Annotated in this window: 13 protein-coding genes; 3 read left to right on the forward strand and 10 right to left on the reverse strand. The window is 63.7% G+C overall.

Annotation, left to right across the window (positions count from 1 at the left end; genetic code table 11):
- Positions 1-292: 292 nt before the first annotated feature.
- A complete protein-coding gene (locus GY937_09690) occupies positions 293-1633 on the reverse strand; it encodes an MBL fold metallo-hydrolase (GenBank protein ID MCP5056981.1) in 1341 nt (446 codons plus the stop codon).
- 164 nt (positions 1634-1797) lie between these two features.
- On the opposite strand from GY937_09690, the gene GY937_09695 reads away from it, so the two are divergent.
- Both GY937_09695 and GY937_09700 read left to right on the forward strand, forming a co-directional pair.
- Entirely contained in the window at positions 1798-2850 is a 1053-nt protein-coding gene (locus tag GY937_09695) for an aldo/keto reductase (GenBank protein MCP5056982.1), read from the forward strand.
- A 90-nt stretch (positions 2851-2940) separates the two neighbouring features.
- Positions 2941-3387: a hypothetical protein gene (locus tag GY937_09700; protein MCP5056983.1), complete on the forward strand. Its 447-nt coding sequence runs from the start codon at positions 2941-2943 to the stop codon at positions 3385-3387.
- A gap of 33 nt (positions 3388-3420) precedes the next feature.
- Here GY937_09700 and GY937_09705 read toward each other — a convergent pair whose 3' ends face one another.
- The 8 genes from GY937_09705 to GY937_09740 all read right to left on the reverse strand — a co-directional run bounded on the left by GY937_09705 (position 3421) and on the right by GY937_09740 (position 10575).
- Positions 3421-3606, reverse strand: a complete 186-nt coding sequence (locus GY937_09705; protein MCP5056984.1) for a hypothetical protein — start codon at positions 3604-3606, stop codon at positions 3421-3423.
- Positions 3607-3615: 9 nt separating this feature from the next.
- Positions 3616-4590 carry an FAD:protein FMN transferase gene (locus GY937_09710; protein MCP5056985.1) on the reverse strand — a complete coding sequence of 325 codons (975 nt, stop codon included), beginning with the start codon at positions 4588-4590 and terminating at the stop codon, positions 3616-3618.
- A gap of 88 nt (positions 4591-4678) precedes the next feature.
- Positions 4679-5884 carry an NADH:ubiquinone reductase (Na(+)-transporting) subunit F gene (locus tag GY937_09715; protein MCP5056986.1) on the reverse strand — a complete coding sequence of 402 codons (1206 nt, stop codon included), beginning with the start codon at positions 5882-5884 and terminating at the stop codon, positions 4679-4681.
- 49 nt (positions 5885-5933) lie between these two features.
- Positions 5934-6548 (reverse strand): NADH:ubiquinone reductase (Na(+)-transporting) subunit E, encoded by a 615-nt coding sequence (gene nqrE / locus GY937_09720; protein MCP5056987.1) that lies wholly within the window; start codon positions 6546-6548, stop codon positions 5934-5936.
- Positions 6548-7213, reverse strand: a complete 666-nt coding sequence (locus tag GY937_09725; GenBank protein ID MCP5056988.1) for an NADH:ubiquinone reductase (Na(+)-transporting) subunit D — start codon at positions 7211-7213, stop codon at positions 6548-6550. The genes nqrE and GY937_09725 overlap by 1 nt, the downstream gene beginning before the upstream one ends.
- Complete coding sequence (locus GY937_09730; GenBank protein MCP5056989.1) at positions 7210-7992, reverse strand: Na(+)-translocating NADH-quinone reductase subunit C; 783 nt, start codon at positions 7990-7992, stop codon at positions 7210-7212. The genes GY937_09725 and GY937_09730 overlap by 4 nt, the downstream gene beginning before the upstream one ends.
- Positions 7982-9199 carry an NADH:ubiquinone reductase (Na(+)-transporting) subunit B gene (locus GY937_09735; GenBank protein MCP5056990.1) on the reverse strand — a complete coding sequence of 406 codons (1218 nt, stop codon included), beginning with the start codon at positions 9197-9199 and terminating at the stop codon, positions 7982-7984. Before GY937_09735 ends, GY937_09730 begins: the two co-directional genes overlap by 11 nt.
- Positions 9199-10575, reverse strand: coding sequence for a Na(+)-translocating NADH-quinone reductase subunit A (locus GY937_09740; GenBank protein ID MCP5056991.1), 1377 nt, complete (start codon positions 10573-10575; stop codon positions 9199-9201). The genes GY937_09735 and GY937_09740 overlap by 1 nt, the downstream gene beginning before the upstream one ends.
- A 162-nt stretch (positions 10576-10737) precedes the next feature.
- Between GY937_09740 and GY937_09745 the strand changes: the two genes are divergently transcribed.
- Entirely contained in the window at positions 10738-11226 is a 489-nt protein-coding gene (locus GY937_09745) for a CBS domain-containing protein (GenBank protein ID MCP5056992.1), read from the forward strand.
- A gap of 22 nt (positions 11227-11248) precedes the next feature.
- Here the strand turns inward: GY937_09745 and GY937_09750 are convergent, their stop codons facing one another.
- Positions 11249-12160, reverse strand: coding sequence for a hypothetical protein (locus GY937_09750; GenBank protein MCP5056993.1), 912 nt, complete (start codon positions 12158-12160; stop codon positions 11249-11251).
- Positions 12161-12305: the final 145 nt, after the last annotated feature.

Genomic DNA, 12305 nt, shown 5'->3' on the forward strand with positions numbered 1-12305 from the left:
AGATGACAGCCTGTGCGGTAGAATCCGGCTTCATGAAGGGGCCCTTGTTGAGGGGAAACGCGTGTTGCAACTCGTTTCTACCGCAACTGGGGCCTTCTTCAATTCAAGACCACGACTTCTTCATGAATTATTCGCGCTAGGAGAACCTCGAAGAAGCTGGGGCGCGCGAATGCATGCCGTCACATGCCCGGAATCTCGGTTGAGTGGATCCAATGGGCTTCATCAAAGTAGCAGGGTAGCCGCAGGCTCTGGCGAGAGTTCTCCCTCCGCACGTTGCCGGGCGTTGTCCGCCCTACCTGACACCCGTCGGCGCAGGGGCTCCCTTGGCGATGATCCGCGCCGCCGACAGGTACAGACTCCGGGAGACGAAGCTCGGGGTCTGGTCAGCAAGCTCGTTGCAGAGTTCGGCCTTGAGAGCACGAGCCGAGGCAAGCTCTGGTGCGTCGCCGGGCGCGAGAGCGAGGATGTCGATCACATGCAGGGCCAGCTGGGTCTTGCCCTCCGCCGCGAGGGATCTCGCCCGATCCAGGACCAACCCTCGATCTCGAATCGCAGACAGAATGGCGGCTCCTGCCTCATCGGGATGTGCCGGATGAAGGTGCGTCGGATTCCGGTCCCACCAGCCGGTTTCTGCTCGGTAGATATCCCGCACGATGTACTCCGGACATCCGTAGAGGGGTGTCATCCAGGGCTGGTCGAACAGGCTGGCGGGATATGCGATGTCGTGAATGATCTCTTCGATCCCGAGACCGCGATTCAATCGCTCCACGACTTCCTTGCGCAGGTAGCGGAGCGCTTCGGCGGTCTTTCGCAGGATCGTCTGGATTCGCTCGGGCTCTTCGAGCGGCGGACCAAATTCCATGATGACGAGCTGCGGCTCGAGATCGGCCAACCGCTCGAGGGTTTCCGCCCATCGCACCGGGTCGCGCAGGCTCCGAAGGGGCGTACCGACGTTTGGGATACTGGGCGTGACGGCCGCACCCCCGTACAAGATGTGCTTCTCCGGAAACCAGATTGCAACCGCATCATCGGTCTCGGAGGGTGCCCAGAGAACCTGGAGGCGGTTCTCGCCCGAACCGAGATGGAGTTCCTCTCGAAAGGTCTCGTTGGGCATGCGGATGGGCAAAGGGCCCTTCACACCGCCCCGTGGAACCCGAAACTGCAGTTCGATGAAGTAGCGCTGGAGCCCCTCGGTTTCGAGGTATCGATTCCAGCGCCGGACCAGGTTTTCGTGGGCAATCGTGCGCGGCGGGGGATCTCCGCGGCGAGCAGCATCCAGGGTCCATGTCCCGATCGCGCCGTTGTAGCCGAGATGTCCGTGGCTATGGACGATCGCGTGAACGGGAGCGTCGCTGATCTCGCGTAGGCTCGCGATCATCTGGCGAGCCTGGGATTCATTCTGGCCCGTATCGACCTGGATGATTCCGTCAGGTGTCTCCACACTCAGGGCGTTGCCCATCCCGCCCACGACGTGGATCCCGGGCGAGAGGGTTCCGGTAAAGGATGGTGCGGTAGCGGGGTTGCCTGCATCCGCGCGAGTGCCGGCTTTTTTTCGATCGGTCACGTCGAATTCCTCCAAGTAGATGCCTGCGGCGCCACGTCGCAAGATCGGCCCTGACTCATCGCACGACATCTTTCCTGATGTCGGACGTCAGATTCGCCGGGCCATCGAAGTGTACTCACGCTCGCTCCAGAAGACCTTGCCGGCGGCATGAGATAGCTGTTGGCTGAGCGAGCGGTATTCGTGATCCTCTCTGTCAGCGGAGCAAGCAGGCCTCTCCTACCCAGGGAGCACCAATGCAACACGAGCGAAGATCCGAATCCCTCAGCCGCCGCGGGTTCATCCAGTACATGGCGATGCTGGCGGTGGGCGGGCGCACCCTGATGAGCTGCGGCGACGGCAGGGCCGCAATCTACGCCGCGCGTGAGGCTGGCGGTTCCGCGGCGATCTGGCCGGAGATGACCTACCGCAGGCTGGGCCGTACGAACTTCAATGCCAGTCGCCTCGTCTTCGGATGCGGGGCGGCCTTGATGTTCCGCCAGAAGGACGCCCTGTTGAATGCGGCCTTCGACGCGGGCATCAACGTCTTCGACGTGGGCTACCGCGGGTACTACCGCGACGCGGAACAACATCTGGCCCCGTTCATCGGCAAGGTCCGCGACAAGGTATTCCTGATCTCCAAGGCCCCTGCGGACCTCGAAGCGGAGCCCGACGAAGCCATCACTGTCCAGCAGGCGAAACAGGCTGCGGCAAGCTGGGGTAAGCGACTCGATGCCAGCCTCGGCGAACTCCAGGTCGAGCACGTGAACGCCTACTACCTGATGGCGTCCTACAACCCGTCCTTGATCGCCAGTGAGGAGATCTACCGGACCTTCCAGGACGCCAAGCAGGCGGGCAAGGTGACCCATCTCGGTCTCAGCACCCACCGCAATGCAGAGAAGGTGCTTCTAACCGCCGCGGGTACCGGTTGGTACGACCTCGCGATGATCGCGATCACTCCTGGTGGCTGGTACGACTGGGAGAGCAAGAGCGTGCTCGAGGGTTCGAAGCCGATGACGGGCCTGCAACCCGTACTCGCGAAGGCACGCGAGGCGGGCATCGGGCTGGTGGGCATGAAGGCGGCTCGTCATCTGGCGGGCCTCCCGATCCTCGGATGGTGGAAGAAGCTCGACGCGTTCAACGAGTACTACGATGAGAAACTCATGGCCGCCTCGCTCTCCAGCTTCCAACGCAGCTACGCCTACGTCCTGGCCCACGGTCTCGACGTGGTCAATGCAGACATGGGCTCGCTGGCGCATCTGCAGGAGAATGTCGTGGCGGCGACGAATTCGCCGACCTACTTCGTCTGATCTCATGCTGAGTGTCCCCTAGGGGACGACATCCTCCCGGGCTCACCCGATACCTCTAACCTCACGTACTAGTGTGGTATTATCAACCCAATGAAGAGTGGCACAATTCTCTGGCTGCTCGCCTCGGTCACCCTGTTCGCAGGCTCGGCCGCTGCCGGCGACGCCGTCCTCATCTGCCACGGGGACGACTGCGAGGTCGTCCGGCCTGGTGGGACTTCGTCCGGCGGCGGCTTCACGAAGGCTGGGCCTCCCGCTTCCACGACGAACACGGTGGAGCGGCGACCCATCTACGTGTATCCCAGCGTCGGCTACCGCCGACACGTCAGTGGCCACGTCCATCACCACCACCATGGGTGCGGGCACCACTACCGGCCGAGCTACCCCTACGTCTACGGGCGCCACTACAGCTACCCGCGGACCTACCGGTACGGCCGTGTGCATCGCGACGGCTATGGCCGTCAACCTGCACGCCGCCACTCCTACCGAGGAATCCGCCACAGACGCGGCTCCTCAGCGGGGCGGCGCTACCGTAACTAGCTGGGCTCCGCCTCCGGACCGGCACACCCGCGACTAGCTGGGCTTCGCCTCGGGTTCCCGACGCAGCTTGCAGGCGCGGGCCGCGAGCGGGCTGCATTTGCAGGCCTCCCCCGTTCCCCCGCAGCTGCCCTTGAGGCGCTTGCCCTGAACGATCACGCCGAGAGACATACCGACCGTCACGAGTCCGAAGACCACGAGGGTGGCGAGGAAAGTTGCCATATCGGGAGTCTACCGGGTCTGCTCCCCGGCGACATGAAGGCGCGGGAAGGGCCCTGTGGTCCGGGTCTCATAGCTGCCCGACGCGGTGCGCAGGATGAAGTAGGCGGCGATCTTCATCTCGTCTGCAACGGCCGGTCCCTCTTCCGGCCCCAGCACCGTCAGAGCCGTCGCCCAGGCATCGGCGCTGGCGGCGTCCTGATGCACGACGCTGACCGAGGCGAGAGCATGCGATACGGGGCGGCCAATGCGCGGATCGACGATATGGGTGAGCCGCTCGCCCTCCTGCTCGTAGAAACTGCGGTAGTCACCGGAAGTCGCCATGGACTGATCGCGTAGCTCGACGACGGCGTGGACGGCCCGGCCGTCGGGCTCCGGGCGTTCGATGGCGAGGCGCCATGGACCGCCTCCGGGGCGTTCGCCGCGGGCACGAACCTCTCCGCCGACCTCGACCAGGAAGCGCTCGTGGCCGAGTTCCGAGAGCGCCCGGGCGACCTCGTCCACACCGAAGCCCTTGGCGACGGCGGAGAGATCGACCTCCAGCCGCGGGTGCTGCTTCTGGGCGGTCCCTCCGACGGGATCGAGGTCGAGGCGTTCGTAGCCGACGCGCGCGCGGAGCTCCGCCAGCTCCGCATCGATCGGGCCGGCGCCGGGAACCCGCGCTCCAGCGCCGAAGCCCCACGCGGCGACGAGCGGTCGCACGGTGACGTCGAACGCCCCGCCTGTCGCTTCGCTCACCTCCTGGGCGAGAGCCATGACGCGAAGTGTTTCGGCTGAGAGCCGAAACGGATCGGTGCTCAAATGGGCGTTGAAGCGCGAGAGCCCAGAATCGGGATCCCAGGTCGACATCGCCGCGTTGACCGCGTCGAGCCGGGCTTGCACCGCCTGGCGCGCATTCGGATCCGGCCGGGTGAGCGTGACCGACCAGGTGGTCCCCATCGTCTGGCCCGCGAGCAGCGTCTGCCTGGGCGCTTCGCACCAGAGCATGCGCGCGGTCAACGCCAGGAGAACGAGCAGGAAGATCGGTAGAAGACGCTTGGCTCGGGGCGTCAGCGCCTCGGGTCGAGGCGTTTGCCTAGCCTCCGAAATCGTCGGACATGACGTTTTCGGGTTCGACGCCCAGATCGTCGAGCATCTTCTTGCAGGCGTCGATCATCATCGGCGGGCCACACAGGTAGTACTCGATCTCTTCCGGCTCGGGATGATCCTTCAGGTAGTTGTCGAAGAGCACCTGATGGATGAAGCCCGTCAGGCCCGTCCAGTTGTCCTCGGGCTGCGGCTCGGAGAGTGCGAGATACCACTCGAAATTCTCGTTCTCCGAGGAAATCGCATCGAAGTGCTCGATGTAGAACGCCTCGCGCAGGGAACGTGCGCCGTACCAGAAGGTGACCTTGCGATCGGCGTGCAAGCGACGGAATTGATCGAAGATGTGGGAGCGCATCGGCGCCATGCCCGCGCCGCCGCCGATGAAGCACATCTCGTTGCCGGTTTCGCGGGCGAAGAAGTCGCCGTAGGGACCCGAGATCACGACCTCATCGCCGGGCTTCAAGTTGAAGATGTAGGAGGACATCTGGCCCGGCGGAACGTCGGGGGCGTTCGGCGGCGGCGAGGCGATGCGGACATTCAACATGATGATGTCCTTCTCGTCGGGGTAACTGGCCATCGAGTAGGCCCGGGAGACCTCGTCATCCACCTTCGACTCGTATCGCCAGAGGTTGAACTTGTCCCAATCGCCCCGGTACTCCTCCTCCACGTCGATGTCGCTGTATTTGACGACGTGGGGCGGGCACTCGATCTGGATGTAGCCGCCCGCTCGGAAGGGAACCTCTTCGCCTTCCGGCAGTTCGAGAACCAGCTCCTTGATGAACGTCGCCACGTTGTAGTTGGAGCGAACGCGGCACTTCCATTTGCGGACGTCGAAGACCTCCGCCGGAAGCCCGATCTCCATATCCTCCTTCACCTTCACCTGGCAAGCCAGGCGCTCTCCCGCCCGGGCTTCCTTCGAGGTGATGTGAGAGGTCTCGGTGGGAAGCAGCGCACCGCCCCCCGATTCGACGTGACAGCGGCACACACCGCAGGTGCCCTTCCCGCCGCAGGCCGACGGAATGAAGATGTTGTTTGCGGCGAGGGTCGAGAGCAGGGTATCGCCTGCACTCACCTCCAGGGCTTTGGAATCGTCACCGTTGATCCCAACCCGAACCTTGCCACCGGGTGAGAGGTAGGCCTTCACGACCAGGAGAATCACCGTCAGCAGGACGATGATGACGGTGAAGCCAACCATTCCGAAGACGACGGTATTCAAGAGACGCTCCCGTTCCCAGCTCGAGCTGCTAGAGCTGGATACCCGAGAAGGACATGAAGGCAATCGCCATCAGTCCAACTGTGATGAAGGTGATGCCCAGGCCACGCAGCGGAGCGGGGACGTCGTTGTATCGCAGGCGCTCACGCACCGCGGCCAACGCAACGATCGCCAATGCCCAACCGATACCCGAGCCAATGCCGAAGACCGTGGCCTCGCCAAGCGTGTAATCGCGCTGAACCATGAAGAGCGCGCCACCCAGAATCGCGCAATTCACCGCGATCAGCGGCAGAAAGACGCCTAGTGTGCCGTATAGCGCCGGCGCGAAGCGGTCGATCACCATCTCGACGATCTGGGTCATCGCGGCAATCGTCCCGATCAACACGAGGTAGCTCAGGAACGAGAGGTTCACGTTCTCGCCGCCGGGCAGCCAGGAAAGCGCACCCTCTTCCAGGAAGCTTTTGACCAGAATCTGGTTCAGGGGCATCGTCAGCCCCAACACGAAGATGACCGCAGCGCCCAGGCCGATCGCGGTCTCCACCTTCCGCGAGACGGCCAGGAAGGAGCACATGCCCAGGAAGTAGGCCAGGGCCATGTTCTCGACGAAGATCGCTTTCGTGGCGAGGCTGAGATAGTGCTCGAGCATCAGCGCAACTCACTATCGTGGGCGGTTTCGAGCAGACCCACGTGGAATTCTTCTTCCACCTGCTCCGGCCGGAAAGCCCTGACGGCCCAGATGAAGCACCCGATGAGGATGAACGCCGCCGGGGCCAGCACCATCAGACCATTAGGCACGTACCAGCCACCCTCAGAAACGGTGAGGAAGATCGTCTTCCCGAAGAGCTTCCCGGAGCCGAGGAGTTCCCGGACAACGGCTACGACGATCAGTACGAGGCCGTATCCCGCACCGTTTCCAATCGCATCGAGAAAACTCGGCCAGGGTTTGTTCTGCATCGCGAAGGCTTCGGCCCGGCCCATGATGATGCAGTTGGTGATGATCAGGCCGACGAAGACCGAGAGCTGCAGGCTGATGTCGTAGAGGAAGGCCCGAAGAAACTGGTCGGCAATCATCACCATCGAGGCGATGATCGTCAGCTGGGCGATGATGCGAACGCTTCCGGGGATCTGTTTGCGAAGGACGCTCACCGAGACCGACGAAGCCGCCAGCACGAAGATCACGGCCAGCGTCATCACGATGGCATTCTTCAGCTGGGTCGTGACAGCCAGGGCAGAGCAGATGCCGAGCACCTGGAGCCCGATCGGATTGTTGTCGATCAACGGATCGAGCAGGATTTCCCGTGTCGTGCTCATCCCATCTCTCCCTGCTTGCGAAGCTGGGCCAGGTAGGGGCCGAAGCCACTCCTTCCGAGCCAGAACTTCAGCATGTTCGTCACGCCGTTGGATGTGAGCGTGGCACCGGAAAGGCCATCGACCCGGAAGGGATCCTCGTTGGGGGAACCCACCGCGCCCTTCGCAACGCTGATCTGCGGGGCACCCTTGGCATCGAAGACCTGTCGGCCTGGCCAGCGCGCCTTCCAACGCACGTTGTCGACCTCACCACCGAGCCCGGGCGTTTCCCCATGGGAATAGAAGGTGATGCCCTTGACCGTCTGGAGGTCCGCTTCGATGGCGATGTAGCCGTAGAGAGTAGACCAGAGCCCGTAGCCTTCGATCGGGAGAACGAATCCCGTGACCTCGTCGCCATCCTTGATCAGGTAGACCACTGCGTGGTTCGGAACCCGTCGCACCTTGGCGCGATTGGTTTCCGCCGGGCGGCTTTGCTGCGGATCCTTCGCCGCTTTTCGCTGATCGAAGGAGAGCGGATCGATGCCCTCCACCACCTGGCCTGTGAGCATATCGACCACGACGGCTTCGAGGCCTGTCTCGAAACGCCCGTTCAGCTCGTCCGGCGAGAGATCTTCACCCGGCTTGGCCAGGCCGGCCACGCCGAGCACGTTCTTGATGCGATCGAGGCGCTTGTTCTCTTCCTGCCGGTCGTGCAGCGAGACCGCCACCGTCGACACCACGACCGAGAACGCGACGCAGAGCAGCGTCGTGAAGATCACCGTGTGGCGCGTACTATGCTCCACTGCGGGCCACCCTTCTTGCAATGTTGCTTCGAATCACGAAGTGGTCGATCAACGGCGCGAACATGTTCATGAAGAGGATCGCCAGCATCATGCCTTCCGGATAGGCGGGGTTGATGCAGCGGATGATCACGCAGAGCAGGCCGATCCCGAAGCCGTAGACCAGCTTTCCCTTTTCCGTGTAGGCCGACGAAACCGGATCCGTGCACATGAACACCGTGCCGATCGCCCAACCGCCGAGAACCATATGCCAGTACCAGGGAACGGCGAACATCGGGTTGGTATCGGAGCCGATGAGATTCAAGAAGGTGGCCATCACGACGGTGCCGATGGCCGTTCCGAGCATCGTGCGCCAGGAACCGACACCCGTCTGGATCAACAGGCCTGCACCGATCAGGCAGGCCAAAGCGGAGGTCTCTCCCATCGAGCCCCTGATCCCGCCGAAGAACGCCGTCGACCAGCTCGCTCCGTGGAGGGCACCGCTCTCGGCCGCGGCCTGGGCCAGCAAGGTGGCGCCGGTGAAGCCGTCCACACCGAGGAAATCCGCCGCGATCCAGGGGCCTTCGCCGGAGATGTAGGCCGGGTAGGCGAAGAAGAGGAAAGCACGGCTCACGAGCGCCGGATTCAGGAAGTTCATCCCGGTGCCGCCGAAGACTTCCTTGCCGATGATCAGACCGAAGGCGGTGCCGAGCGCAACCTGCCAGAGAGGAATGGTCGGGGGAAGGAGGAGCGGCAGCAGCGCACCCGTGACGAGGAAACCCTCCGTCACTTCGAGGTCGCGGATCTGCGCGGTGACGATCTCGATTCCGAGACCGACCACATGGACGACGATGAAGATGGGGAAGAAATACAGCGCCCCGAACAGCGCGCACCAGAGGACATTGCCGGAGACGTATTGGCCGCCGAGCCATTGGAAGAGCCCGTTCTGCCAATCGCCGAGCGGCACGGCACCGGCTTCGATCGCCAGGAATGCCTGGTAGCCCGTGTTCCAGTTGGCGACGAGGAGGCAGGGGCCGAGGGCCATCACCACGATGAACATCATGCGCTTGTAGTCGAGGCCGTCGCGCACATGAGAGGCGGTTCGCGTCTGGATGCCCGGCGTGAACATCATCGTGTCGAGGGCTTCGTAGGCCGAGGCGAGGGTCTGGAAGCGTGCGCCCTTCTTGACGTTGGGCTCTGCCTTGTCGAGGAGGTCTCGCAGGAACTGCATCAGCCCTCCTTCTCGATGCGGTCGAGGTTCTTGCGCAGGATGGGCCCGAAATCCGTCTTGCCCGGGCAGACGAAGGTGCAGAGCGCGAGATCCTCCTCATCGAGTTCGAGCGCTCCGAGCAATTCGGCCTGCTCGATATCGCCGACCATGAGCGAACGCAGCAGGTAGGTCGGGATGATGTCCAACGGCATGACCTTCTCGTAGGTGCCGAGGGGGAAGACCGGCCGGTAGGAGCCGTTCGTATCCGTCGTCATATCGAATTTCGTGCCGGGCAGGAGGCGGGAGAAGAAGACCGGCAGGATCGAGAACTTGCCGAAGCCGGGATCGATCCAGCCCAGGAACTGACGGCTCCCGCGGCGCAGGGCGCTCACCTGCAAGTGGTAGCGGCCCAGGTATCCGAACTCCGCTCCCATGGCCTTCTTGCCGGAGATGACGGAACCGGAGATCAAGCGAACCTCGCCCTCGGATTCGTCGATCTCGCCAGCCGTGAGCTCGTCGAGGTTCGCTCCGAGGCGGGTGCGCAGGAGCCGCGGATTGGGGACCGGCGGACCGGCGAGCGAAACGATTCGCTCCACCGGCAGCGTTCCGGTTTCGGCCAGCCGGCCGAGAGCGATGAGATCCTGGTAGCCGATATGCCAGGAGGTGCGTGCGCGGGATACGGGCGCCAGCAGATGCATGTGCAGGCCCGGCGTGCCGGCCGGGTGCGGGCCATCGAAGACCTCGACCTGGACCGGCGAATCGACTCCGCCTCGCACGGACGAGTCGGGGCCGACACATAGGTAGGTCGGAGCGTCGCAGAGCTTGTCGATCAGCCTCAGACCAAGCTGAAAGGCAGCCATGTCTTCACCACAGACCGTGCCGGGCGAAGCTGCGAGCGGATTCGTATCGATGGCCGTCACGAAGATCGCTCGAGGCGAGCTATCCGGCTCCGGAATCTTGCTGAAGGGGCGGCCGCGCAACGCTCTCCACAACCCGGTTTCGAGCAACAGCGCGCGAACGTCGTCGCCACTCCAGGTGGTGGGATCGCCGCCTTTCCAGCTGCTGAACGGCTGGAGCTCCTCGGCATTGGGCTGGCCAGCGCGCTCGCTCGGGGAAAGCTCGATCACGACCGATCGCAGCACCCGGCGGGCGCCCCGAAAGATCGCCTGGACCCTCCCCGCTCCAGGCGCGGTGTAACGAATGCCGGGGCGCAGGCGATCCTCGAACAGGAGCTGGCCGCGTTTGACCGTATCTCCCTCGGCCACGGCCAGGCGTGCGCGCACTCCTGGCGTGTCATCGCCCATCACGGCCACGCGGCCGATCTCCGGCCCGGTGTGGATTGCCTGCTCGGGTTCACCCGAGATCGGCAGATCCAGACCCCTCCTGATCCGGTGCACCGCCATTGCGACGCTCTCCCTTGGCCCCAGGGATCTGTTCGGCCCCAGGTCTCGACGGCCGCGGATCTTAGCGGTCGGGAGCGATTTCGCTAGCGAAAACACTCGCTTCGGTGAGTCTGATATACTGGATTCCCCAAGGGGGGAGAAATCGAGGAGGACTCCATGGAGATGCCCCACGTTCCCACAGCCAGGGAAATGATGACCCGGAAGCTCGTGACATTGCGCCCCGATCTACCGGCGGTGGAAGCTGCCGCCGTGCTGCTCAAACACGGCATCTCGGGGGCTCCAGTCGTCGATGAAGAGGGCCACTTGCTGGGCCTCCTCTCCGAGTACGATTGCCTCCGCGCGGTCGCTTCGGCGGATTTCGAGATGGACTCCCACGACGCGATCGAGTCCGTGAGCGAGCTGATGAGCGAAGACTGCGTGACCATCGGCCCCGACTTGGAGCTCTTCGCCGTGGCACACGAGTTCGTCGTCCGCAGAATGCGACGCTTCCCGGTCATCGAGGACGGAAAGCTCATCGGCCAGGTCAGCCGCCGCGACGCCTTGAAGGCCGCCGTGGCCCTGCGCAAGAAGATCGCCGGCTCCCACCACCAGTACCCGGACTACCCCGAAGGCCGAAACCCCATCCGGAACTACCCCAGCCGCTAGAACTCAACCTCGGGGACGGGGTTTACTGTTTACTTTTCGGCCGCTCGGCTGAGCCAAGCGCACGCGGCGACCCGGCCTCGGCAACGAGGTCTCGGCCACGTTCTGCGGCCCGGGTGACCGCCCCCGGGCTGATCCCAAGCGCGGCCGCGACGCTTCTCCCTGTCATTCCGATCTCGGCGACCGCGATGTGGGCGACCATGGCCCGGGCCCGCGAAACAGCATGGCCGCGCGAACCGCGAATCAGTGTTTCGGGGTCAACGCCCTGGGATTCGCTGGCCAGACGAATCACCTCGTCTAGAGCCTGGACGGTGGAGACCGATCCTCCAACTGACTCCGCACCTGCGAGAGGCGTCCAGACGCTGGGAGTATCCGCGCCAGCTCTCTCCCGTTTGACCCGAGCAGCAAGGGCCTCCCGGGCGGTTGCAGGAGCATCTGCGATCAACTCGAGCGTTTCGGACGTACTCTCGAACGACCACGCCGGCCGTTCACCCACGAGGGCGGAGTAACTCGTCCAAGGCCAACGCTCGAGTTCTTTCACCGAGCCCAGCATCCCGGCGTCCAAGGGGTTGCGACAGACGTAGGTAACGACTCCAAGCAGCTCCGCGTCGCTCTCGATCCGTCTGGATTTGAAACGATTCTGGAACAGGTACCCGGACCGCTCGTGGCGCAGGTTGAAGGCTCGGGCGTACCCGCCGTTCAGTCGGGCCATCAGGCGTGACACGCCGACCGACCCGCTGCGCAGAACCAGGTGAACATGATTCGACATCAACGCGAACCCGAAGCAGCGGAATCCGAGTTCGGGAACAAGCCGATCGAGGCGTTCGAGGAAATCGGTGCGATCCCCGTCCGAATGGAAGATCGCGCGGCGTTCGATCCCCCGGATCATCACATGGTGAGCAGTCCCGGGAGCGTCCCAGCGAGGCGTTCGTGCCATTCCATTGCCTCGGGACCGGAGGGGCGGCGTCCATTCTATCGCCAGACCCGCATACTGGCGAGCCCAATAAGTCAACAGCGGGGACGGGGTTTACAATTGACTTGTTGCAAGGGGGCATTGCCCCCTTGCAACAAGTCAATTGTAA

Source organism: bacterium (genome assembly GCA_024228115.1).
Classification (GTDB): domain Bacteria; phylum Myxococcota_A; class UBA9160; order UBA9160; family UBA6930.